Annotated in this window: 13 protein-coding genes; 10 read left to right on the top strand and 3 right to left on the bottom strand. The window is 50.4% G+C overall.

Annotation, left to right across the window (positions count from 1 at the left end):
- Positions 1–383 precede the first annotated feature (383 nt).
- Genes ACFOLF_RS13410 through ACFOLF_RS13400 form a run of 3 tightly spaced genes read left to right on the top strand, consistent with a single transcriptional unit; the run spans position 384 to position 11869 of the window.
- On the top strand, positions 384–3860 hold the full coding sequence (locus ACFOLF_RS13410) for a PA14 domain-containing protein (RefSeq protein WP_210044625.1): 3477 nt from the start codon (positions 384–386) through the stop codon (positions 3858–3860).
- A 27-nt stretch (positions 3861–3887) separates the two neighbouring features.
- The gene (locus ACFOLF_RS13405) at positions 3888–5582 is read left to right on the top strand and encodes an S-layer homology domain-containing protein (protein ID WP_210044624.1); all 1695 of its coding nucleotides are present in this window, start codon (positions 3888–3890) and stop codon (positions 5580–5582) included.
- 26 nt (positions 5583–5608) lie between these two features.
- On the top strand, positions 5609–11869 hold the full coding sequence (locus ACFOLF_RS13400; protein WP_379219464.1) for a GH92 family glycosyl hydrolase: 6261 nt from the start codon (positions 5609–5611) through the stop codon (positions 11867–11869).
- A gap of 142 nt (positions 11870–12011) precedes the next feature.
- Here the strand turns inward: ACFOLF_RS13400 and ACFOLF_RS13395 are convergent, their stop codons facing one another.
- On the bottom strand, positions 12012–12416 hold the full coding sequence (locus tag ACFOLF_RS13395) for a DUF2752 domain-containing protein (RefSeq protein ID WP_210046329.1): 405 nt from the start codon (positions 12414–12416) through the stop codon (positions 12012–12014).
- On the bottom strand, positions 12388–12735 hold the full coding sequence (locus ACFOLF_RS13390; protein ID WP_210046328.1) for a DUF4234 domain-containing protein: 348 nt from the start codon (positions 12733–12735) through the stop codon (positions 12388–12390). Before ACFOLF_RS13390 ends, ACFOLF_RS13395 begins: the two co-directional genes overlap by 29 nt.
- Before the next feature lie 459 nt (positions 12736–13194).
- On the opposite strand from ACFOLF_RS13390, the gene ACFOLF_RS13385 reads away from it, so the two are divergent.
- From ACFOLF_RS13385 to ACFOLF_RS13360, 6 genes are all read left to right on the top strand, one after another.
- Positions 13195–14298, top strand: a complete 1104-nt coding sequence (locus tag ACFOLF_RS13385; protein WP_210046327.1) for an ROK family transcriptional regulator — start codon at positions 13195–13197, stop codon at positions 14296–14298.
- Between the two features lie 13 nt (positions 14299–14311).
- Entirely contained in the window at positions 14312–15643 is a 1332-nt protein-coding gene (locus ACFOLF_RS13380) for an extracellular solute-binding protein (RefSeq protein WP_379113565.1), read from the top strand.
- 24 nt (positions 15644–15667) lie between these two features.
- A complete protein-coding gene (locus ACFOLF_RS13375; protein ID WP_210046326.1) occupies positions 15668–16552 on the top strand; it encodes a carbohydrate ABC transporter permease in 885 nt (294 codons plus the stop codon).
- Positions 16549–17397 (top strand): carbohydrate ABC transporter permease, encoded by an 849-nt coding sequence (locus tag ACFOLF_RS13370; protein ID WP_210046325.1) that lies wholly within the window; start codon positions 16549–16551, stop codon positions 17395–17397. The genes ACFOLF_RS13375 and ACFOLF_RS13370 overlap by 4 nt, the downstream gene beginning before the upstream one ends.
- Positions 17398–17452: 55 nt before the next feature.
- Positions 17453–22978 carry an S-layer homology domain-containing protein gene (locus ACFOLF_RS13365; protein ID WP_210046324.1) on the top strand — a complete coding sequence of 1842 codons (5526 nt, stop codon included), beginning with the start codon at positions 17453–17455 and terminating at the stop codon, positions 22976–22978.
- Between the two features lie 186 nt (positions 22979–23164).
- The gene (locus ACFOLF_RS13360) at positions 23165–24172 is read left to right on the top strand and encodes an ROK family protein (protein ID WP_210046323.1); all 1008 of its coding nucleotides are present in this window, start codon (positions 23165–23167) and stop codon (positions 24170–24172) included.
- A gap of 755 nt (positions 24173–24927) precedes the next feature.
- Here the strand turns inward: ACFOLF_RS13360 and ACFOLF_RS13355 are convergent.
- Entirely contained in the window at positions 24928–25641 is a 714-nt protein-coding gene (locus ACFOLF_RS13355; protein ID WP_210046322.1) for a TioE family transcriptional regulator, read from the bottom strand.
- Positions 25642–25915: 274 nt separating this feature from the next.
- Between ACFOLF_RS13355 and ACFOLF_RS13350 the strand changes: the two genes are divergently transcribed.
- The gene (locus ACFOLF_RS13350; protein WP_210046321.1) at positions 25916–26809 is read left to right on the top strand and encodes an ABC transporter permease; all 894 of its coding nucleotides are present in this window, start codon (positions 25916–25918) and stop codon (positions 26807–26809) included.

The following is a 26809-nucleotide window of genomic DNA, read 5'->3' as shown; positions in this document are numbered from 1 at the left end:
CCTCCAAAAAAGGGGGTAAATTCCAGTTAATTTTTACACAGAGCTAACAAAACCCGGACAACCATTAATTTCCTGACGCATCCTTCGCAAGATTTCGGTAAAGCGATACCATTGCCCGCGCGACTGAAAGCAATAGAAATACCACAAAGCCCGCAGGGGTGGGACTATTTATACAAAAGAATTTTCTTTCTTACAAATATAAGGAGAATTGAGGCCATGAGGCGGTTGTCAGCAAGAAAAAATTTACAATCTGCGGGAGATGGAGCTTCCCCAGTTTACATAGAATTGACTTTCGCTTAACACAACATGAATTGAAAGTATCGGTATGAATCCCTATATTGATCTATTGGAATCAATATATTTTTATTGGGAGGGAAAGAGAAGTGAAAAGGAGTTTCGCGCTGACAACCCGCGTGCTTGCAGCCATCATGCTTTGTACTTCGTTGTTCTCCGCAGGCTATTTTCTGTATGGCCCGGCAAATGCGGAGCCTTCCTCAACGAATGTCTTTGCTGAAGCCGGGGTAACGGCAACCGCGAATGGATACATGTCGGAGGAGGTCGCACCATCCCGTGCAATTGACGGCGATATGGAGAGCGGCAAATGGATGTTCGAGGGTGACAAGAATCTGCCCGGTGAGGCAAACCCTTATTGGCTGAAAATTGACGCTGGCGCAGAAGTGACGGTTCATCAGTTTGTACTCGCCCATGCGGGCGCGGCAGGAGAACCGGACAGCTACAATACACGGGATTATACAATTGAGACCAGTGATGACGATGAGAGCTGGACTCCTGCAGTAACCGTTACAGATAATACATACGGCATGACGACTCATGATCTGGATGTTCCGGTTACGGCAAGATATTTCAAGCTGAGCATCACCGATCCGGGAGAGGCGGATTCGTCGACCGCTCTCTATGCCGCCAATATCTATGAATTTCAGGCCATTGGGCACACGGGTTCCGAACCTGCCGCTGCCGAGGCTGCGCCGCTTGCCGCTGGTGAAAATCATGGCTTGATCGGTGAATATTATACAGGCAACGAAGATTTCAGCTTCAAGGATCTGAAGGCGAAGACGATAGACCCGCAGATCAACTTTACCAATCTGGATCCGGTGCTGCAGAACTGGACCGGACAGGCGGATCATTCCAATGCCCGCTGGACGGGCCAAATTATGCCGCCGCAAACGGGCGACTATACGTTCTACATGATCGGCGACAATGGCTTCCGTCTGTGGGTCGACGATCAGCTTGTTATTGATCACTGGGTCAATGATTGGGATCTGGAGCAGACGGGCACTCCAATATCGCTGGAAGGCGGGAAGAAATACAATTTTAAAATCGAGTATTTCGAATACTCGGGCGGTTCCAATCTGTATCTGCGCTGGTCCGCGCCAGGCATGGCCAAGGATATTGTGCCAAGCTCGGCGTTCTATCTGCCGGCGGATTACACGGGACCGGCAGCGGCCAGCGTCTCCAAGGACGGTCTCGACATTTTGCTTTCCATGAGCTCGAATTTGAATGCACTTCCTGGCGCATTGCCGCAGCACTTTACTGCAACGGCCGACGGTCAGCCCATTCCGATTCAAAGCGCGGAGCAGGGGGCGGATCCGTCCGAGCTGAGGCTGCATCTGGCGGAAGCGATCAAGCCCAATCAGGCCGTGAGCCTGGAGTATGACGGACAAGGCGGCTTGCAATACGCCGATGGAACGGCTGCCGGAAGCTTCAAGCTTGCTCCGGTCAATCTGTCCGAGCTGGTGGATTATTCGCCGATCGCCATCGCGATGTCATTCAATGGAAGTCCGATGACGAACCGCGCTTTTGCCTGGTATACGAGCTATGAGGTACCGCAAAACGCGCCGGCCAACATTATGGACAGCATTGTGGAGGTTGTGCCGGCCGATCAGGATTTCGACTCGGCCAAGGCGCTCCGTTTCACCGGCAAGCCGGAGGAAACCAAAGCCTTGAATCTTAAAATCACCAATTCGACGAACGGCTCGTTTATCAGCCACAAGGTGCTGGCGGACGGCCTGACCCCGGGAACGGCCTATAAGTACCGGGTGGGAAGCGACGGCAACTGGAGCGCGGCCGGAACCTTCACGACCGAAGGGGATAACGAGAACAGCTATGAATTTCTGTATATGACAGATTCGCAAGGCTCCAACTCGCAGGATTATACAGTCTGGGCCAACACCTTAAAGAATGGCCTGGAGGATTTCCCGAATGCGAAGTTTCTGGTGATGACCGGCGATCAGGTGGATGCCGGCTCCCTGGAATCCCAGTGGCTCGATTATTTTGGAAAGCCGCAGGATATGCTGATGAATTTGCCGTTGATGGCTGCGGTGGGCAACCACGAAGGGCCTTATAACGATAACTATTACTATCACTTCAATTATCCGAACGATTCGATCAAAAATCCATTGCCGCCGGGCAGCGTGTATTCGTACGACTACGGCGACGCCCACATCATGGTGCTCAACACGATGGATATCGCCTGGGATGACAGGCAGAAGGAGTCGTTCCGGCAGGAATTGGAATGGCTGAAAAAAGAAGTGGCCGAAACAGATAAAAAATGGAAGATCGTAACCTTCCATAAAGCGATCTATTCGGTCGGCAACCACGCGAAAGACAGCGATATTCTGGAGATGAGAAAGATGCTCTACCCTGTCTTCGACGAGCTCGGGATCGATGTGGTTCTTCAGGGGCATGACCATACTTTCATGAGATCCTATCAGATGTACGGGGACAAGCCCGTTGCGGATATTGATATGGACGAGAATGGCAACCCGTTGAATCCAGGCGGTACGCTGTATATGATCAACAATTCCGCGGCTACCAAGTTTTACGATGTCATGCCAAATGTTGACCGCTATTACGCGGCGAAGTTTGAGCAGCCGAGAATCGCGATCTATTCGGGCATCCGGATGACAGAGAACAGCATCACCATCGATTCCTACAAATCCGGCGAGGACAACCCGTTCGATACGTATACCATTGTCCGGAATGACGGCAGACCTGATCCGGTCGAGAAATTGACCGCGGTCAAGAACGATGACGGGAAGACGGTCCTCTCCTGGGACAAACCGAAGAATGTGAGCGCGGAGGACGCGGTCAGAGGCTACAGAATTTATGAGGCCGACGGCAAGCTGGGGAACTGGAGTGTTTACATTCCGGCGGTTGATGGCCAGGAAAGCTATCAATATGCGGTAGAGGGCACAGATCCGGGACAAGTCTACAAGTTCGCAGTGACCGCTGTCGACAAGCGGGATAATTCGGAAGCAAGCATCGTAAGCCAGACGCCGATGGCACCGACTACTCCGGTGGTGGATGACTTAAATAATACATTCGGCTGGACGAACGTCCCCGGATTTGCCGAACCGGCAGATTACGAATACAGTGTGGATGCCGGAGCAAGCTGGCAGCCTGCAGCTGCAAATCCGCAGCCGGTTGGAGATCATGATTATGCCGCGGGCTCGGTAGTGGTGCGCGTTGCGGCGGACGAAGCCGCAGGCACTGCCGCGGGTCTGACGCTTGCTTCGAATAAGCCGTTCACGGTAAGCAGCATGGAGGGCACCTATACACTGACAGGCGACACCAAGAGAACCGGGGATCAAATTCAGGTCAGCGTTGAGGTGGAGAAGGTGGCCGAGTACAGCGGGGACGCTTATGTGGTGTTTGAGCTGCTAAATGGAGAAACGCCGGTTCTGATCAATGCCGTCCCGCTTAAGCAGACCAAGTCGACAATTTCCCAATACTTCAACAAAACCGGATCGGAATATAAGGTGAAGGTATTTGTATTTAATCAATTCAACAGTGATCTTGCCAAACCGGAACGATTGGCGAAGCCTCTTGTGCTTCAATAACGGATAGAATAGAGAGGACTGGATACGGTGAAAAGATATTTGGCGGCCATTGTGGCGTTGTTCTTCGCGCTCTCACCGGTTTCAGGCTACGCAGCGGCTTCATTCTCGCTCAACTTGAGCGGGAATGAAGTCCTTCGCGGCGGTGAAATCACGCTTTCCGGGATGGCTTCGAGCAATGCGAACGATGTTGTGGTTAAGATAGTAACTCCCAATCAGACGGTATTTTATATTGATGTTATAACTCCTGTGAATGGCAGCTATTCCGTCAAGGTGGCGATTCCCAAGGACGCGGATCTTGCTCCATTTGGCGTCTATAAGGCAGTTGCCGGCAGCGGCGGCCTGACGGAAACCAAGACGTTCTCGGTAGTCGAGAAGCTTGGGGATGGAACTGGTGATCCAAATGAACCGGATGATCCCGAAGGACCGAGCGATCCTGAAGGACCGAGCGACCCTGAAGGACCGAGCGACCCTGAAGGACCGGATAACGGAAATCAGGGAAGCGGCTCAAATGGCAGTACCGCTCCGACGGGTGCTACTATCCCGTCCGATGCAGGCACTGCGGCTGGCTCCACCGTTCAACCGGTGCTGGATAAAGACGGGCGCTATGTGGTTGGCAGCGATACAATGACCAAAGCGATACAGCAGGCAGCTGACTCTGTAACGATCCAGCTGCCAGCATCGGCCGGTGAAGCCGGCAGTGCTCTGGAGTTTCCTGCAAGATCCTTACAGGATCTGAAGGATAAAAACCTGGATTTGATCGTCATATCCGGCAACCGTACGGTCCGTTTCCCGGCCGGCTCCATAGCGGCTTCGAACGAGCTGCTGTCGCGGGTCCGCATTGTGCTGAACACGGTTGAGACGGATGAGGCTAAAAACATGATTAAACAGTCGCTTCAGTCCAATCCTGACTATACTTCGACTGGAGCTGTCATCTCCGTCGAAATTGAAGTGATTTCCGGAGGGAAGGTCGTCGATATTCATGACCTGGACAAGCCTGCTGTCGTCACGATGAAGCTGACGGACGAACAGGCGAAATCGATCTCTTCCGATCTTGCCGGCGTCTATTATGTGAATGGCGATCAAGCTGAATATGTGGGGGGCACCCTCAGCAGCGGCATGTTCACGTTCACGGCAGAGCATTTCTCGTATTATACGATTCTTGAATATAACAAAATCTTTTTGGATTTGGCGGGGCATTGGGCGGAGCAAGCTGTAAAGTCGCTCACTGCCAAGCATATTGTCAATGGTGTGGACGAGCACCATTATGAGCCGAACCGGAGCATCACCCGCGCAGAGTTCGCCACCATGATTATGAGGGAGATTGAGTGGACGGGCAAAGTGACGGTCAAAGCCGAAGCCAATCCGTTCACGGATGTGGCAGCCAATCAATACTACAGCGAACCGATTGCAAACGCGGCATCGCTTGGCATTGTCGAGGGTTATGGCGGAGCATTCAGACCGGATGCAAAGATTACGCGTCAGGAAGCGGTTGTAGCGCTTGTTCGTGCGGCCAAGTATTTTGACCTTGCCGGATCGGACAAAGGAAAGCCTTCCTTTACGGATGTGAACGGGATCGCCGCTTGGGCCGCTGCTTCTGTTAATGAAGCCTGGTCGAAAGGATTGATCCAGGGAGACGGCTCTCATTTCAATCCGAGGAAATCGGTAACTCGTGCTGAAGTGGCGGTCATGATCAATCGGCTGCTGCCGAACGGTTCTTTATAAAACGAAAGCGGGAGGACCCAATCGCAATGTGGAAAAAGCTTATTTCAATTGTAATGACGGCGTTGTTCCTGTATGGCATGCTGGAGCCGTTAACCTGGAGCGCCGTTTCGGCGGCGCCTGTTGATGCGCAGGCAGTTGAGACCAGGAACGTGGCTTTGAATGCGACCGCCACATCTTCAGGGCAGTGCAACGCTAATGAGGCTGCAAGCTTCGCTGTCGACGGCAAGGCGAACACGAAGTGGTGCGACAATTCCACAACGGCCAAGAAATGGCTGGAGCTGGATTTGGGCCAGGTCTATACGATTAACGAATGGGTGATGAAGAACGCCGGAATCAGCGAGAATACCAACAGCCCGTTCTGGAATACGAAGGATTTTCGTCTGCAGAAGAGTACGGACGGCGAGACCTGGGAAGATGTTGATGTCGTGACGGGCAATGTGCAGACGATCGTCGACCGGTATTTACCGGGAGAGCAGGCGTTCTCTGCCCAGTACGTCAGACTTTATATCGATAAGGCGGCATATGACAATAACACAGTCCGGTTGTATGAACTGGAAGTATACGGGGTGGAATCCGGACAGTCGCCCGCGTATCCTGCGACTAACCTCAAGCCTGTGGATTACGTGGACCCCTTCATTAACACACTGGGCGACAACGGACAGACGAATCCGGGTCCAACCACTCCTTTCGGTCTGGTTTCGCTGGGCCCTGACAGTGATGGAGGAGCGTTCAGCGGATACTACTATCAGGATAAAGCTATCAAAGGATTCTCGCACCTTCGCTTCAGCGGAGTAGGCTGCAGCGGCGCAGGAGGCAATATCCTGATGATGCCGGAAACAAGGGCTTTTACGAAAGACAGCAATCAGTATAAACAGCCGTATGATAAAAGCAGCGAGGAAGCTTCTCCCGGCTACTATGCCGTGAAGCTTGGGTCCGGAATTGACGTTCAACTCACTGCATCGCAAAACGTCGGCTTTCACCGTTATACGTTTCCTGAGAACAATACCGGCTCTGTGCTGGTTGACCTCTCAAACTCTTATGCCGGGATGGTAGATGCCAACCTGACCGTTACGAGCAACAACGAGATTTCCGGTATGATCCAATCGAAGAATGTGTGCGGACATGGGTATTACACCATGTATTATTCCATTCAGTTCGATCACGATTTTGACTCCTACACGTCCTGGCAGGGCGACGCGACGGGAGCCGTGCCTACGCGCACCGGTTCGAACAGCGGAGTTTGGGTGAACTTCAATACGGCAGACAACAAAGTGGTTCAAGCGAAAGTAGGTCTGTCGACGATCAGTGTCGATCAGGCCAAATACGAACGCGATCACGATGTTGAAGGCTGGGATTTCGATGCCCAGCATGAGAAAGCCCGAAACATTTGGAGCGACGTGCTGAACAAGGTTGAAATCACGGACTCCAATGAAGAGAACAAAACGGTATTTTATACCCAGCTGTACCACTCTTTCCTTCACCCGAATAATGTAACCAGCTCGGATGGAACATTCCGTGCGGGAAGGGATGAGAACACGATCCGCCAGGCGTCGGAGCTCGGCGACGACTTCGAATACTACAACGGCTGGTCCACCTGGGATGATTTCCGCAAATATTCCCTGTATTCGCTGCTTGACCCGCAGAAATATCAGAACATGGTGAAGTCCATGGTGGATGTGTACGATACAAGGGGCTCCTATACGCAGTGGGGTGACGGATACTGGCCGAGTCCGACTGTACGAAACGAGTTCAACGGCGCCGTAATCCTCGATGCCTACTCGAAAGGTCTTGATGATTTCGACGTGTCCAAAGCGCTTAAAGGAATGGCGGTGGATACCGACAACTACGCGGTAAACAACGGTGATATTTCCAGCGGAATGGAAAAAGCGTTCAGCGCTTCTTTCCCGATGAAGCTTGCCGCCATGACCGGAGATAAGAAAACGTATGAGAAATATAAGGATATTGCCTTGTCCTACAAGGATCTCTGGAATCCGGATCAAGTGGACGAGAAAGGCGTTAAACGCGGTTTCTTCACGCCTAACGCGACAACGGTCAACAAAGGGGATATTACCCAGGTTGACAAATATGCCTACCAAGGGAATCTCTGGACATACCGCTGGTTTGTTCCGCAGGATTTCAACGGGCTCGCCGATCTGATCGGCGACAAGACGGAGATGGCGAAGGAGCTGAAGCACTTCTTCGACATCGATGAATACATGGCTGTCAATGAAACGGATTTGAATGTGCCGTATATGTTCGATTATCTGGGTTATCCTTATCTGACCCAATATTATGCGAGAGAATATACGACGGAAGTGGTTACCCAGAAATACCATAACCACGGGTTGTACGCTTATCCGATGAATACCCGTATTTACCGCGATGATCCGGAAGGGTATATCCAATCAATGGATGATGATGCAGGAGCAATGGCTTCCTGGTTCGTGTACAGCGCCATGGGCTTGTACCCCGGAAATCCGGGAGACCCGTATTACTTGATCGGTTCGCCTATATTCTCCGAGATGACACTGCATCTGGACAATGGCAAAAGCTTTACGATCAAGGCCAACAATGTGTCCAGCGACAATCGTTTTATCCAGTCCGCTGCGCTTGGCGGCAAGAACTTCAATCAAGCCTGGATCAACTACGATGATATTATGGCAGGCGGCACCCTTGAATTCCAAATGGGTTCGCAGCCGAATATGAGCTGGGGCGCTGTAGCCAGCGCAGCTCCGCCGACAACGGATTTCTCGGCAGATATTGATGATACGCTGACTCATCAAGAGCTCATTTCCGAGGGATCGGAATGGAAGTATTACGATCAAGGCCAGTATGCCGGCAATGGCTGGACAACTGCGGCTTATGACGACAGCGCCTGGGCTTCCGGGCCGGCGATGCTCGGTTACGATAACTACAATAAAGTGAAGACCAAGGTAAGCTACGGTCCGGATACGAACAACAAGTATACGACCACGTACTTCCGCAAAACCTTTGAGGCTTCAGATGTGAAGGATATCACCGAACTGGATGCCAGTCTCATCCGCGATGACGGAGCTGTTGTATATTTGAATGGACATGAAATTATCCGGACGAATATGCCGCTGGGCGATGCGACATACGGCACCATAGCGAATGCGACCGTCAATGACGAACGGGACCGGAACAGCTATATCATAGATCCGTCCTATCTGGTGGAGGGTACAAATGTATTGACCGCAGAGGTTCACCAGGCTGCTGCGAACAGCTCGGATATCGCATTCGAATTCAGTCTCGATGCGGCTAAGCAAATGGCGAAGCCGGCTGCGCCGACCGCTCCTGTAGTGGACGATAAAGCCAATACCTTCGGATGGACGTTTGTTCCTGGATTCGAACAGGCAGGCGATTACGAATACAGCACCGACGGAGGCTTAACCTGGAAACAGGCTGCTGCGAATCCATTGACCGTAGGTCCGCTGGATTTCGAGGCAGGCAAGATTCAGGTAAGAGTCAAGGCCAATAAAGACCTGGGTCAAACGGCCGGACAAGTGCTGGTATCGGACGCCGCCTATACTTCTGACGTCAAGTGGGATGTTTTTGATCTCCAGGCCGATATCAAACGGGACGGAAACATGGTTGTAGATATTAAAGGCACATTGAAGGGCGGCTATGCCGATTCGGCAGTTGCGGTCTTTCAATTGATGGATCAGGATGAGAAGGCCCTGATGTCCAGCGCTGTGCCTGTGGACACCGGAAGCTTCGAGCTTTCGAATATTTTCAACGTCAATGCAAGCAAATATCAGGTGAATGTCTACCTGGTAGATGCGTACGACGGCAACATCTACAATTCGCTATGGTTGGCGGAGCCGATTGAATCGAAGCCGGAGCCGGTGACCGATCCGGATCCGAAGCCGCCGGGCGAAGAAGAACCGCTTCCGGAGCCGATTCCGCTGCCGACGGATGAACCGGACGTACCGGATGAGCCCGAAGAGCCTGGTGAGGACGGACTGACGATTCAGTTCGAAGGCAGCACGGATCGGTCGTCGGAGCTGAATCAATTTAACCAGGGTCCGTTAAAAACCGAACAAAACAATGGAGGCACGACTGTCAGCAACACGTTCACCGGAGCATGGCTCGCTTATGACAATGTCGATTTTGGAACCGAAGGTGCCAATCACATTACCGTTGAGTATGATGCTCCTTCGACGAAAGTACCTGCAGGCAGCACGCTTGATATCCGATTGGGAGCTAAAGATGGCGAACTGGTCGGAACGGTCAATCTGCCGAATACGGGCAGCGGCTGGGGAACCTACAAAACAACGGATGCGCAATTGAACAAAACGTTAACCGGCAAGCAGAATCTGTATATTGTCATGAATGGAAATACGACCCAATCACTTCCTTACATCGGCAACTTCGACCGTTTTACGTTTGATTACGTGAAGATTAGAAACGACTTTGCCAAGCTGGAGCTGGAGACTTATGATGAATGGTCGACGGAACTTAATCCGGCTAAGAACAGTCCGCTGAAAACAGAAGGCGGAAAAAGCGGACAGCAGGTTGCGAATACCTTCAATGGAGCATGGCTGGCCTACAAGAAGATGGACTTCGGCAGCGAGGGAGTCAATCAACTGTCCATCGAGTATTCAAGCAACAGCTTAAACTGCGCGCCCGACTCAGCTGTTGAAGTTCGTTTGGGCAGCAAAGAGGGCACATTAGTCGGTACCATCGCCGTACCTCCGACAGCTAGCGGCTGGGGTACCTACAAAACGGCAACAGGCGACTTGACCCAGACGTTTACCGGTCTTCAAGACGTTTATCTCGTACTTACCGGCACGACCGATGGCACTTATACGTACCTGGGCAATTTCGATAATGCCAGTTTTACGTTAAGTGCCGGTGAACCGGATGAGCCAGGAGATGAACCCGTTAGAACCGACTTTGCCAAGCTGGAATTGGAAAGCTATGACGAGTGGACAACGGCAACCAATACGTTTAACAACAACACGCCGCTTAAAACGGAAAATGGTAAAGGCGGACTGGGGAAGCAGGTCGCCAATACGTTCAATGGCGCATGGTTGGCCTACAAGCGAATGGATTTCGGCAGCGAGGGCGTCAATCAGTTGTCCATCGAGTATTCGGGCAACAGTGCGAGCTGCCCGGCTGACGCGGCAGTTGAAGTTCGCTTGGGTGGACCCAACGGTACTTTAGTGGGCAAGATCGCAACACCTCCGACAGCGAACGGATGGGGCACGTATCAGACCGTAACAGGCAAGCTGACCCAAACGTTGAGCGGACTTCAGGATGTCTATCTTGTATTTACCGGTACGGGAAGTTCGACCTTTAAGTACATCGGGAATTTCGACAATGCCAGCTTTTCGTTGAGTACGCGAGCGGACTTTGCCCAGCTGGAGCTGGAGAGCTACGACGAGTGGACAACGGCAACCAATACGTTTAATAACAACACGCCGCTGAAAACGGAAAATGGTAAAGGCGGACTGGGAAAGCAGGTCGCCAATACGTTCAATGGCGCATGGCTGGCCTACAAGCGAATGGATTTCGGCAGCGAGGGCGTCAATCAGTTGTCCGTCGAGTATTCGGGCAACAGTGCGAGCTGCCCGGCTGACGCGGCAGTTGAAGTTCGCCTGGGTGGACCCAACGGTACTTTAGTGGGCAAGATCGCAACACCTCCGACAGCGAACGGATGGGGCACGTATCAGACCGTAACAGGCAAGCTGACCCAAACGCTGAGCGGACTTCAGGATGTCTATCTTGTATTTACCGGTACGGGAAGTTCGACCTTTAAGTACATCGGGAATTTCGACAATGCCAGCTTTTCGTTGAGTACGCGAGCGGACTTTGCCCAGCTGGAGCTGGAGAGCTACGACGAGTGGACAACGGCAACCAATACGTTTAATAACAACACGCCGCTGAAAACGGAAAATGGTAAAGGCGGACTGGGAAAGCAGGTCGCCAATACGTTCAATGGCGCATGGCTGGCCTACAAGCGAATGGATTTCGGCAGCGAGGGCGTCAATCAGTTGTCCGTCGAGTATTCGGGCAACAGTGCGAGCTGCCCGGCTGACGCGGCAGTTGAAGTTCGCCTGGGTGGACCCAACGGTACTTTAGTGGGCAAGATCGCAACACCTCCGACAGCGAACGGATGGGGCACGTATCAGACCGTAACAGGCAAGCTGACCCAAACGCTGAGCGGACTTCAAAATGTCTATCTTGTACTTACCGGTACGGGAAGTTCGACCTTTAAGTACATCGGAAATTTCGATAATGCCAGTTTCACATTGAGTGAATAATTTTTGCACAAGTAAGTCCAGCGGTGCCGCGGAGATTAAATAGTTGAAACAGGTGCTGCCATTTAAGAGATTAATTGAAGAAGCTGCCCGTAAGTCATTCATGACTTAAGAGCAGCTTCTATTTTTCTTTTTAAGATGTTCATCAAACTTCCGTTGGGGCCAGCCAATCGAATAGAGGGATATTCCTTACTATACCAAAAGCCACAGTTACCGTAAGCATAACAGTCATTATTGTCTTGCTTATCCGGGGCTTTTGTTTCTTGTTTGCGACCAAATAAGCCGCATACAGAGGCATAATGAAATAAATCAAGGGGTTGTATCTGAAAGACTGATTAAAGTCCAATTGCAGCAAGGATAGTGCACTCCTCGTTATTCCGCATCCCGGACAATACTGCCCCGTCAGCTCGTGAAATACGCACGGGACCCCGAGATTTGTCGCAGGCAGCCATATCTTCAGGTAGATAAATCCCCCGGCGCCAAGCAAGGCACCCCACGCAAGTTTGGGATACCTTGTCGGATTAAGCCCGATATGCCATTTTATTAACATCGGATTGCACCAAAGCATAGACTACGATTCCCAAGCCGACAAATGTGAGAATCAGATAAATAAGCGAATTATCCGAAACCATCAAGCCGCGCTGCCGCTGCGCTTCTCCGACCTGCTTGCCTACCTGATAGGCCCAGACGAAGCTCCAAATTCCGCAAGTCACCAGGCTAAGAAGAAAATGCTTGCCCCCTGTAAACGAGGAATCTCCGCTTAGTTCGCCCGCTTCATTGGTCAAAACAATAAACCAGTAGATTGCATAGATCCCGCATGTGATCAATGACAAAATAACTGCCAATCCGACACTTCTCTGAGTAACCATTACACACCATCCTGATTATTTATTTATATTCAGGCGAAAAATTATGCCATGAAATCTCCGAACAAATTTGATGGGTGAAATGGATGTAACCATCAACTGCGACAAAATATGTCAAAAAACGACATTCTGATTATATGAAATTATGAACATAAATACAAGTTAAAAATGGATATCTAATAGATTAGTTGCCACCTCCATTTTTGCCCAAGGACGGCGGGTGGCTCTCTTCGATTTGTCATATTTTAGCCTAATGTCGTATTTGGTGTTAGTTTTTCTTACGCAATGATTCATTGGATCCTCGGATTGATGTTATTAAACATAACAAACAAACGAAATTTCTGTTGACACTTTCCTTGATTTGACTTTATACTGATGTCACCAGTTAGTTTTGTCATCGAACAAACAAACGAACTAACAAATAAAAAGGGGATGCATATGGTAAAAAAAGGGAATCTAGAGATGATCAAACAGGTGAATAGCTCGCTTGTGCTCAATCTTATTCGTGAGAAGCAGCCAATTACCCGGGCGAAAATAGCACAGGTATTGAGCTTGAGCCGTTCCACCGTATCTCTGATCGTGGAGGAGCTGATACATAAGAAATTTGTCACGGAGCTTGGCTTAAGCAGCTCGACCAGCGAGGGCGGACGGCGGGGCATGAAGCTTGGATTTAATCCTAAATCGGCGTATGGGGTCGGGGTTGAGATTGGCGGCTCCAAGTGTCTCCTTCGCATAACGGATCTGGATGGGGAGATCGTCTTCAAAGAAGATCATCCGGTTCCGAAGCAGCTTCCGGAGATCGTCGCTCTCATTCAGGCGTGCATTGACAGATCGCATATCAGCCAGGATGAAATTATCGGCATGGGAGTGGGTCTGCCGGGTACGGTTGACGCCGAGAACGGAATTCTTATCAATGACTCGCCTGCGCTCGGATATAAGAATGTCAATTTGAAGCAGGTATTCCAGCCGCATTTTTCTTTCCCGCTGTATTTCAACAATGATGTCAATTGCGCAGCGTTCGGAGAAAGCGCGTCAGGCTCCGGGGCCAATGAAAGCAATATCGTCTTCATCTCCATTGGAGACGGGCTCGGCAGCGCGATTATTGCCAATGGCACGATTATTACCGGACACCGGTTCTCAGCAGGTGAAATTGGCTATTTCATTACGCCGGACGAAGTGAGAAGCGGTGTGATAAACGAAGCGGAGAAGTTCGGAACTTTGGAGCATAAAGTTTCCGGAACCGCACTTGCCAAGAGCGGATATGGCGCAGAGGAGATCTTCAGCCTGTATGCTAACGGCGATACACGGGTGATTCCGATCGTGGATGATTTCATGGTGCATTTGTCTGCGGTCATTTCCAATATTGTAAGCTTCATGAATCCTGAGAAAGTGATCATTGGGGGAGAAATTTCCGAATGGTTAAGTCCTTTTTTGCCCGGTATCAAGAAAAGAGTGAGCATCTCCACACCGATTGAGACCACGATAGAACTGGCTCTCCTGGGTAAGGAAGCCTGTGCGATGGGTGCGATCGCTTACGCTTTTCAACAAATACAAGGAAATGAATAGAGGAGGAAGTCAGATGAAGAGGAAGCTTGGTATCGCTTTAACCGCAATCATGTTAGGTGTGGGGATTTTAAGCGGATGCTCCAGCAGCGGCAACAACAGCGCAGACAATACGGCCGCAACTGGAACCAACAACACCAGCACCAATGCAGGCAGCAATGAGGGGAGTTCAGACAAGCCAGTCACACTGAAGGCCATTTTCATGAAGCAAGCCGGATACAGCGAGGAGGCGACTCAGGAAGCGACGGATGAGTTCATGAAATTGAATCCGACGATCAAGGTAGAGCCAACCTTCGTTGCCTATGAATCTCTTGAGCAGAAAATCATTACCGGCGGAAGCAGCTATGATGTCGTCCTGATTGACGCTCCATGGACTGCGAAATTCGCGGAAGCGGGAATCATCAAGAACGTTTCGGACAAGCTCCCGGCTGAAGAACGGTCAGATATTTTCCAAGGGGCGCTAGACTCCGTAACCTACAAGAATGAATTGTACGGAATGCCGTGGCTGAATGATACCCGTTACCTGTTCTATAACAAAGAAATGCTGCAGAAAGCAGGCTTCGATGCACCTCCTGCAACATGGGATGAATTATTGGCCCAGGCCAAAGTTCTGAAAGAGAAAGGGATCGTGGATTATCCGCTCGTTGCAACCTGGAAGCAATCCGAAGCGCTGGTGTGCGACGTGACTTCGATTACGGAATCGTTCGGCGGACATCTGGTAAAAGACGGAAATATTACGATTAACGATCCGGCCAATGTGGATGCTATTAATTTTATGGCGCAATCGATTAAAGACGGTTTGACGAATCCGAACTCGCTCGAATATTTGGAGGATGACGTAACAGGCGTGTTCTCAAGCGGCAAAGCGGCCTTTGCCTTGAACTGGACCTATATGTTTAACGCAGCGAACAATGATACGGAAAAATCGCAGGTTGTCGGCAAGGTTGGCATTGCGCTCAGCCCGGGAACTTCCAAAGCGGTAAGTGCGACGGTAAATGGCGGCATGGGGCTTGCGGTAACCAAAGGCAGTAAAAATGCCGATGCGGCCTGGAAGTACATTCAATTCCTCGCGGATAAAGACTTCCAGAAGAAATATGCCAAGGATGCACTGCCGATCTGGAAATCTCTCTATGAAGATCAAGATGTCGTTGCAACCAATCCTGAGCTTGTTAATTTGGCAAAAACGCAATACAACTATCTGGTCAACCGTGCAATCGTACCTTGGTACGGAGAATTCTCCACAGAAGCCCAGGTTGCGGTGAGCGAGGCCTTGAACGGGTCGAAAACGGCGCAAAGCGCATTGGATGAATTGCAGAAAAAAGCCACTGATATTTCTCAAGAGAGTTAATATTTGTCAAGAAAGGGCAATGCCATGAGAAGAATGAGTGATACAACCTACGTCTGGCTTAATATCACTCCCGCTGTTCTGGCGGTATTCGGTATTATTCTCTTCCCATTGATTTATACGTTCATCCTAAGCTTTCATGATATGTCGTTAAATGTTGAATCGATGGGCGATTATGTAGGATTGAAAAACTACTACGAGATTCTTACAGATAAGAGTTTCTGGGAATCCGCAGGCAGAACATTCTATTTCTCTTTCGTTTCGATCAGCTTTGAGATGGTGTTTGGCATGCTGATTGCGCTGCTGCTGAACGAGCCGATCCGGGGAATTGCTTTCCTGCGCACCATCATCATCCTGCCCTGGGCCGTGCCGACGATTGTGAACGGGGCGATGTGGAAATGGATTTATCAGCCGGAATACGGGGCATTGAATGCTTTTCTGACGCAGCTGCACCTTATTCCGCATTATCAATCCTGGCTCAGCAAGCCCTGGCTTGCGATGAACATGGTCATTCTGGCCGATGTCTGGAAGATGACGCCGCTTGTCGTAATCTTTCTATTGGCATCGCTGCAAATGAGCAACAAATCCGTGTATGAGGCGGCAAGCGTGGATGGAGCGGGGCGGCTGCAGCGGTTTTTCGTTCTGACGCTTCCCCATCTGAAGCCGACTATACTCGTCCTGATCGTCATGAGGACGATGGAATCGTTCAAGGTGTTCGACCTGATCTATGCTTTGACTATGGGAGGACCTTCGGACGGAACCAAGGTGCTCACCTATCAAGCCTATATCAAAGCATTCAACAACATGCATTTTTCACAAGGCGCGACGATCTCGTTCCTCATTGCATTGATTATCGGCATTATCACCTTTGTCTACGTCAAGGTGCTGAAGGCAGAGGAGGAGTCGGCATGAGGAGCGGCAAACGATTCAGGCTGGTGCAGTATCTTTTCGGGATCCTGGTTGCTTTCTGCACGCTGGCTCCCTTTCTCTGGCTGTTTATCTCCAGCATCTCATATCAGGTCGATCTGACAGCGGTGCCGCTGCGTTGGATTCCAAGCCATGTCACGTTTCAGCGATATATCGATATCTTCGTAAATTCGGACAACGATATGGCGTACACGTTCCGGCTTTCCATGGGCAATAGTCTGATTGTCGCCTTATGCACAACACTGCTTGCCTTGATTATCGGAGGACTGGCTGCGCACAGCTTCGCGAGATACCGGTTCAGATTCAAGCAGAAGATGCTGTACCTGTTCCTGTTCTCTTACATGATCCCGTCCGTCGTTATCGTGATTCCGTTGTTTTCGATGCTGAATAAATTCGGCATGATGGATTCCAGATGGACCTTGATTCTATTGGATTTAACCTTTGTCATTCCTTATGTCATTTGGGTTATGCAGAGTTATTTGAAATTTCTGTCAAATGATTTCTATGAAGCTGCGTATATGGACGGTTGCAGCCGGTTCCAGACCATCAGGCTTATTATTTTTCCGATTATTCGTCCCGGCGTCTTGTCCACCTGCATATTCGCGTTTCTGCTGGCATGGGATGAATTTTTCTTTGCACTGTTGTTTACGTCCAGTCTCGATGCCAAAACCGTGCCCGTGGCCATTGCTGAATTCAGCGGGAAAAACGGAGTGGACTATGGAATGATCGCAACCGGCGGGGTGCTGGCTTGCCTGCCGCCAATTCTGATCTCATTCATTTTCCAGAAGCATATCGTAACCGGGATGACGGCGGGCGGAGTGAAGGAATAATCCCGCATGCAGGCTTGGCACTCTTGCACGAACCATAATGAGGAGGAAGCAGGAAATGGTAAAAAGCAAATCATTCAAGCAGGCTTACCACATTGTAATGGCTGTATTGCTTATATTTACCGGCTTTAACAATCCGCTCAGCACGAAGGTTAATGCAGCACCAGTGGTTGATAATGGCCCTTTGCCAGGCTCTTCGAGCAAGGCCGTCACGTTAAGCAATGTCTATCCGCTCAAAGACAACTGGAAAATCCAGTCGGCCACCAAGGCGACCTACGGTACAACCGTCATTCAGGCGGCATACGGCGGAAATATCTCCACGACGGGTTATGATACCTCAGGCTGGTACGATACTCAGGTACCGAGCACCGTACTGGGCGCCCTCGTGAATGACGGAAGTGTTCCAGGTATTCCAGCAGATCCGTATATCGGGGATGGAATGTCCAAAATCGACGAAGAACAGTTTAAAGTACCTTGGTGGTACCGCACAGATTTTACATTGCCCCAATCGGAGCAGGGTAAAAGAATCATCGTAAACTTTCAGGGTATTGCGTACAAAGGGAATATCTGGGTCAATGGCCATCAGATTGCCGACTCCTCCAACATTGTAGGCAGCTTCCGGACGTATGAGCTGGATATTACCGATTATGTCACTGCCGACGGCGTGACGAAAAATACCCTTGCCGTATCAGTAGAGCGATCCGACTACGGAAAAGATTTTTCCATCTACTGGGTGGATTGGGTGCCAAGACCGGCCGACAATAATATGGGACTTTGGCGGGATGTTTTCATTACCACGACCGATTCGGTTGAGGTGCGCAACCCATATGTCGGTTCCAAGGTGAATAATGAGCTGAACCTGGCGAGCCTCAACGCCTATGTCGATCTGAGCAACAAGACAAGCTCCGAGATCGAAGGAACCTTATCTGCAACGATTACAGATCCCGGCGGTGCACCGGTAGCGGCTGTTTCGCAGCCTGTTACGCTGGGCGCAGGGGTGGAGGATCAGGAGTTTAATTTTGGCTCTGATAAGTATGCCGAATTGAACATCGCAAATCCTCAGCTTTGGTGGCCGAAGGATATGGGCGGTCAGCCGATGTATTCCATTGAATTCAAATTCACTTCCAACAATGTGGTCACAGACGTGATCAAGCAAAAATTCGGGATTCGTGAAATTAATACGGAGATGAACGTTTCGCCTTCCGATGAAAACAGTCTTAAGGATATGGTGCAATTTTATGTCAATCATAAGCCGATTCTGATTAAAGCGGGAGGTTATTCCCCTACGGATCTGTTACTCCGCCGCAATCAGGAGAACAACGTTGCCATCATGCAGTACATTGACGATATGGGACTCAACGCGATCCGCGACGAAGGCATGTTCTTCGATGATCGGCTGCTCGACCTTCTGGATGAGAAGGGGATTCTCTACATGACCGGCTGGGTATGCTGCAGCAGATGGCAGCAGCCGGCAGCCTACAGCGATGCAGAGCTGGATATTGTAAAAGATTCCTTGCAGGCGCAAATTCAAAATGCCCGCGTTCATCCAAGCATGATTGCCTGGCTGAACGGAAGCGACAATCCTCCTTCTTATGGAGACGATCTGCCAAATGGTGGAACGATCGAACGGGGCAAGCAGGTCGAACAGGCATTCCTGGATCTGGAGCATAAAATCCATTGGGATGAATATGGTGCCATTATTTCCAGCGGCTCCGCCAAGAAGGCGGAATTGACGGGTACGTACAGCGGCATGCATATGGATGCCACGTATGATTACGCTCCGCCAGCGATGTATTTCGAGGATATGAATGACGGCGGCGCATTCGGCTTTACTTCGGAAGCGGGTCCGGGCCCGAGTATTCCGGTGATCGAGACGATGAAGAAGATTTTGCCGGCGAATACGCTGTGGCCTTACAATGTGGGCGGCGACAATTTCGCCCAATGGAATTACCATACGGCCAGAGGAAGCTTCAAGGATCTTGCGAATTTCAACAGAGCTTTGGACAATCACTACGGGGAGTCCAACAGTCTTGAAGAATTCAATATCAAGGCCCAGGTTCAGCAGTACGACGCATTCCGGGCGCAGTATGAAGCGCTCCAGGTGAACAAGTACACCAATGCGTCCGGCTGGGTGCAGTGGATGCTCAACAATGCATGGCCGAGCTTGTACTGGAATATGTTCGACTACTATCTGAACCCGAACAGCTCTTATTTCGGAACAAAGATCGCCAACGAGCCGCTTCATATTCTATTTGATTACGGCACCAAGCAGGTCAAGATCGTCAACAGCACGCAAACTGCCTATTCCGGATTGAATGCGAAAGTGCAAATCTACAATATTGACAGCAAGAAAGTATATGATAAAACCTTCAACCAATTGGCAGTTACGCCAGACGGGGCTGCACCAGCCGAGGGCGGGGCTCCGAAAACGGTCGGCTATCAGGATATTGATTTCGGAGGGAAGATCAACGAGGCTTATGGCATTACAACGGTTGATCAGATCGACGAGGCTGATTTCACCCTATCGCCGACTTACTTTATCCGCTTGGAGCTCAGGGACGACGCAGGAAATCTTGTGAGCGTGAACTCCTATGCGGAATCGCTGAAGAAGGATGTGGTCAAATACTCAAGCCACAACTGGAATGCAACCCCGCAAAATCAGTATGCGGATTATACGGATCTTCAGAAGCTGGGACCGGCTGAGCTGTCGATTGCAGGCACACCTGCTGCTGTAACTAACGGCGCTGAGGAGACGCTCACCTATACCATCAAGAATGATGGCAGCAACATCGCTTATTCGGTATTCGCCAAAATCAGGAAAGGCGAGGGCGGGGATCTGGTTGCTCCGGTGCGGATGGATGATAACTACTTCATGCTGCTGCCTGGAGAAGAGAGAACCCTTACCGCCCAATACAAGGTGTCGGATCTGGGGAATGCTGCTCCTGTCGTTGAGATCAGCAGCTACAACAATATCGTTGTACCGCAGAAAGGGCTTCCGACTTCTACGAATCTTGTATTCAAAAAGACAACCGCAACAGCGTCCACAACACAAGGCTCGAATAACGCGAATAATGCGCTGGACAGCAGCTCATTGACTACCAAATGGCAGAGCTCCACGAATGCTGCAACCGGAGCCGACCCGCAGTGGTACAAGGTTGATCTGGGAGCACCCACAACCTTCAGCCGGGCAGTCATGAGATGGGATTATGCGAATTATGCGCAGAATTTGACTGTTGAAGTATCTGATGACAATACGAACTGGAAAAAGGTTCTTATCGCAACAAACAGCAATGGTTCAGCCATGAACGATTTGCAGTTTGCTCCCGTCACCAAGCGGTATATCCGCGTTACGATGGAAGGCAAACGTCCGGGCAGTCCTCAGATCGGTTCCGGAGGGACGGGTCAAGGCGTAACCGGCCTTGCAGCAACGAACCCGGCAACGAGCTTCAATCTTGCCGCATTCGAGCTGTATGGACCGGCAGCAACACTGACCGGAGATGCATCTGCAACAACCGGCAGCACGTATTCATTGGATCTGGGACTGCAGAACGTGACAAGCTCCGTATTCGGGGAAGATGTCAATGTCAACTACGACAGCACGAAGTTTGACTTCGTATCTGCCGTATCTGCAGAAAAAACAGTGTCCGTATCGAAAGTGGATAAAAGCGTTCCAGGCACAGTTAAGTTGAAGCTGGCGGCCTCAGGTCCGAGAACGAGCTTGAGCGATACGATCGTGAAGCTTCAGTTCAAAGCCAAGGATGTTGCTTCAATTGACAACGGGAATGCAGAATTTACGCTGACTGGGGCGTCATTAAGCTTCCCGTCACCAAGTCTCGTCTCAGCCCCTGAAGTTAAAAATCAGGCTGTGAAGCTGGTGCTCCGTGATTCTGCCGAGGTTCAAAATGCCAAAGCGGAATATGACGGCGAAGGAAAGCAATTGAAGGTGACCTGGAAGGATCCGGATGACATTGTATTCAGTAAAGTCAAGATTACAGTAGATACCCCGGCGAATATTGAACCGGTTATTGTGGACAAAGGCGTGCAATCCTTCGTTCTCGGCGGATTGAACTCCGGCGACAGCTATAGTCTCCGAATATCGGCGTTAAACGGGAATGGCTCCGCTTCAGAAGGTATTGTTCTGTCGAACAAAGTGGCTAGCCCGGTAACAGGCATCGTCATTAAAGCGGATGGCGATGGTACCTCGATTATGAGCTACCAAGGCACACTTCAGTTAACTGCCGAGGTAACGCCGTCGTATGCGAGCGATCCTTCAGTAACCTGGTCGGTCTCTGGAATGGGCGGTTCGGCATCAATCAGCGAGACAGGGCTGCTCACGGCAGCCGGCGATGGCGATGTACTCGTGAAAGCAGCGGCAAATGACGGTTCAGGCGTCGTGGGAGAACTGAAGATCGCGATTAGCGGGCAGAATACTTCAATCCCTTACTATCCTGCACCTCCAGTTTCGACTCCTGGTACAGACGGGAAGGAATCACAGCAATCATTCAGCAAAGAAGAGCTGGCCCATGTACAGGACGGCAAAGTGAAACTGGAATTGAAAGACGGCAAAACGGAAGCTGTGCTCCCGATTAACGCAGGAGAGCTTCTGGCTGGAAATGCGTTGGAGGTTCAGGCATCCGGCGTAACGCTGACGATTCCGGCAGCAGTCATTCAGAAATTGGCCGGTCAGCTGGAGGGTCAATCTGATAAGGCTCAGATTATCGTAAGAATGAATCCGGAAGAGAAGGGTCAGGTTGACTCAGGCTACAAGCTTGGCGGATCGTCCTACAACCTGGAGCTCGTTCTCGTGGATCAAGACGGCAAAGAAAGCAAGCTTGCATCATTGACGGAACAGGCAGAGATCGTATTGTCTTATCCATCCGATCTTGATGAAGCCTTGCTGGGAGTTTATACGTTCAATGAAACAACCGGCAAATGGGATTACGTCGGCGGCGATATCGATATAACGAACGATACCGCAGCCGTGAAAGTATCTCATCTTGGTACCTATGCAGTGATGCAGTATGATAAAACGTTCATAGATGTCCCATCCAAGCATTGGGTTTACAGGTCACTGCAGATCCTATCGGCCAAGCATCTGATTAACGGAGTGTCCGATACGCAGTTCAAGCCGTCCGCTCTGACGACGCGCGCTGAATTTGCCGCATTATTGGTAAGAGCGATTGGTCTTGACGCGACTGGCAGCAGCACCGCTTTCGCGGATGTGACGGCATCGGACTGGTTTGCAGCCGATGTGGCAGCAGCTTTCGACGCAGGCTTGATTCAAGGCCTGTCGGACACGGAATTTGCGCCTAATGCGACAATTACGCGGGAACAAATGGCTGTATTGATCGTTCGTGCTTATGAGTATAAGAACGGTAAGAAACAGATGGATGCCAGCAGTCTTGCAGACTTCAAAGATCATAATCAGGTATCGTCATGGGCAGAAGCAGACATTAGCAAAGCGCTTGAGCTTGAGCTAATGCGCGGTCAATCGGCTGCAAACTTTGCTCCGAAATCAAACACTACCCGTGCGGAAGCCGCACAAGCATTGTTGAATCTGATCGATCTTATGGTCGCAGAGTAATTCTGGATTGAAAATTTAAAAAAATATGAACAGTGAGGCCCCGGAGACCCGATCACGGGGCTGTCACTGTGAAATAAGGGAGGATGAAGTGAAGTTGGGGGATATAGTTGCTGATGGAGTAGGGGGAAGCTGACGGTTGCCCGGATAGTTTGAAAGATTTGTAAGATTCGGTATGGAGGTATGACCATGAGTAGAACACAAGAGAGCGGATATACGGCAGGAATTGACGTTGGGGGGACGAAGGTATTTGTTTGTGTAGCCGACCCTCAAGGCAATCCGGTTATTAAAAGTAAACTTCGCACCCCAACAGAATCTGATCCCGAGAGTTTTTTTCGCTGGCTGTTCGAAGAGCTTGCTCTTTTGTTGGTTGAACGGGGTTTGCAAGTATATGATCTTTCCGGCATCGGAGTTGGATTTCCGGGAGTTATTGGAGATAACGCGGGCATTCTGACGAATGCGCCTGCCTTTAGATGGCCTGCCATTGACGTAAGGCCGATTATCCTCAAATATTATACAGGCTCTGTTTATTTGGACAATGATGTCAACATGGCGGCCTGGGGCGAGAATTGGATGGGCGCTGCCCAGGGCAAGCGACATGTGATGATGATAACTATCGGCACCGGAATCGGAAGCGCGTTTATTTTCAACGGGGAGCTGTATAAAGGAGCAAATAATGCAGCCGGCGAAATCGGGAATTGGGTGGTCGATTCCTGCTTGATCAACAATGATCATGGAAAAGGAGAGAAATTCGGCCCCTTCGAAGAGGCCACCTCCGGTACGGGAATCGGCATTGCGGCGCGCGATTATCTCAGTCAAGGCGGCCGCAAATCGAAGATCCTCGAAATGGCAGGCGGAATACTGGAGCGGATCGAGGCCAAGCATGTTGTGACTGCAGCAGCAGAGGGCGATGAGACTGCGAAGAAGATTATGGACAGACCGCTCAATTATATGGCTGTAGGAATCGCAAATGCCGTTTCTTTGCTCAATCCCGAGGTTGTCGTACTCGGGGGCGGGGTGGTAGACTCCGGGGATTATTATGTGAACGAAGTAAGAGACAGAGCCTCCAAGCTGACGCCGCTGCCGGTGAATATCGTACTGGCGACACTTGGGAATGAGGCCGGCGCTTACGGCGCTATAGCAGCGGCCAGGCTAAAAGCAGAACTTCATCAAAAAAAGGAAAAAATCAACTTTTAAGATTAATAGTGAATGGCTCGGCTTAAAGCTGATGGAAGATCCCTTGTTGGCCATGGGGAACCAGCGATCGCTTTATTCGATCATGAACGCCAATGCAGTACTTTGGCGTTCATATTAGAACAAGCTAACGCGAGAAACCTTGGAACTTGCCGAACGCTTCGGCGGGTTTGATGCCCTGTTAACTTTTAAATAAGGAAAGGGGCCATTTCAAAAGATGGTTTTCAGCCCCTGCCCTGTCATCATTTTATGAAAACAAGGCATCTTCAGACCCCACTCAGTAGTGGTTCTGAAGGTGCTTTGTTTGTCTTTCTACTATGTTCAATTATTATTCACTTCAGGGGCAACTGCAGTTGCCTATTAGTCAACTACCACTTAACACACTTCCGGGCACGCAAGCCGGAAAAAGCTCGCTGCAGCGCCCATCCGGTGCCGAGGAACGCTCCAGTAAGGCAGTTACGAACCGACAGGCCGGCTCAAACATTCACAGAAGATAATTCCAACTAGTAATATGAAACATGAGCCGGATTACAGGATCAGATTTTCTAAGCTTTCCCCGAATATCCGAATAATAGTAATATATTTACATAAAATATATAATTTAGATGAAAATGAAAAAATATAAGCTCACAAGTATTCTGACAATAATTGAATAATGCGAAGGCTTGACCGCATCGCACAGCCCGCTTGATCAGCAGAAAATAAGGAAAGTCCGTACGTTCCGACTCTTCTTGCCTTGTAGCTATGAAAGAGTAGCATTACCTCTGCGTTTCCAACCCTGCCTCTTTGCAAAGCTCTACCAATTGATGAACCCCATAGATTTGCCGGCGGTTGCGCTCATGGATGCTTAACAGGGCATCCTCTGTGACTCTTTTGGCTTTCTCCATGCTATGATGCTCCACAGCCTGAACAATTTCCCTCATATTATCCAGAAAATAGACGGTCCGCCTCAAGGTGCGGATGAGCAGAATTTGTCTGATATGCGTGGACGTAAAAACCCGGTAACCGTTCTCGGGATCCCGGTCCGGCGTCAGCAGCCCTTCCTTCTCCCAGTGCCGGATAGCCGAGGCCTGCACATCGGTTAGAGCGGCAGCCTCGCCGATGTTCATCCTGTTTTTCAGCTTCTTGCCGGCCAGGATGGCGAGCTCGGAATCCTGCAGCAGCGCAAGCGTCTGGTCGGCTACTTCTTTTTCATGATGCAGACTTGCCTGTTCCTTGTTGACCAGCCAGAAGGCGGAGTCCATATCCGATTTCTGAATATGGCGCAGCACGTCACAGGTGACGGCAACGCCAAAGCCGGCGAACATGGTGCGGAGACAGCGGAAATAAGCCAGATGCACCACCGTATAAAGCCGATAACCATTCGCGGCTCGTTCGGGGATCGGCACCACTCCCCAGGATTCATAATGGCGCAAAGCGCTCGTACTGATATGAAGCTCTCTGGCAATCTCATGGGGCTTATAGTAGCGCATATCCCGACCTCCCCGAGGTATAAGTAGATTTAAACTTACCAAAACGGTTTGTTTTAGGCAAACCTTTGGAACAGAATCCTATAGTAAAAAGGATAGCATTCCCCGAAAAAACTCTGCAGCACCCAAAGCCAAATAGAGAGCTTTTTCCTCAGACAGCTGCCCTATGCGATTTCCTTGCCTGCTTTTTTCTCCAATCAAAACGATGGAAATCCAATCGTTGTGATATGGAACTGCTTACATTCAAACCCTATAATGAGTGCAAAGGGGTGACATAATGTTTGCGAGACTGACAAAATACCGCTGGCAGTACACGATGATTGTACCGGCCGTTGTCCTGCTGTTCTTGTTCAGCTATGTTCCGATGGTCGGCATTCAAGTAGCGTTCAAAGATTTTCATATCGGCCTTACGATGTGGAACAGTCCATGGGTCGGATTTGAAAACTTTTCTTTTTTGCAGGATGACCAGTTCTGGGTTGTGGTAGGCAACACGCTTTATATCGCCGTGCTCAAATTTGTTTTCGGTTTCCCTGCACCCATTATTCTAGCGCTCCTCATTAATGAGTTGAGACATACCGGCTTCAAGCGGTTCGTCCAGTCTGTCAGCTATCTGCCCCACTTTTTCTCCTGGATCGTCGTCGCCTATATGCTGCAATCCCTGCTTACTCTGGACGGAGGGATCGTCAACCAGCTGATTGTCAATATGGGCGGCGAGCCGGTCTTCTTCCTCGGATCGACGGAATGGTTTCGTCCGATGATCGTGGCGAGCGGCTTGTGGAAGGAAGTCGGCTGGAATACGATTCTGTACCTGGCGGCCATCACCACGATCGATCCGCAGCTCTATGAAGCGGCCAAGGTAGAGGGAGCCGGCAAGCTGGCGCAAATGCGCAGCATTACCTTGCCCGGCATTCTGCCCACGATCTCCATCGTACTGATCCTGAGTATGCCAAGTCTCATAGCCGTCGGGATGGATCAGATCTATCCGCTTATGAATCCGGCCAATCAGCCGGTAGCGGATGTGCTGGACACGTACATTCTGCGCAGCGGCCTGCAGCAAGGTTATTTCGGTATGGCAACGGCAGTCGGGCTGCTTTCCTCCATCGTCAGCTTGATCCTGGTGCTCTGTACGAATCAGCTGTCACGGAAATTCAACGGGGAGGGGCTTTGGTAA

Origin of the sequence: Paenibacillus sepulcri (genome assembly GCF_042647105.1) — a bacterium.
In the GTDB taxonomy this organism is placed as follows: domain Bacteria; phylum Bacillota; class Bacilli; order Paenibacillales; family Paenibacillaceae; genus Paenibacillus_Z; species Paenibacillus_Z sepulcri.
This window is presented reverse-complemented; position numbering and strand designations above follow the sequence as displayed.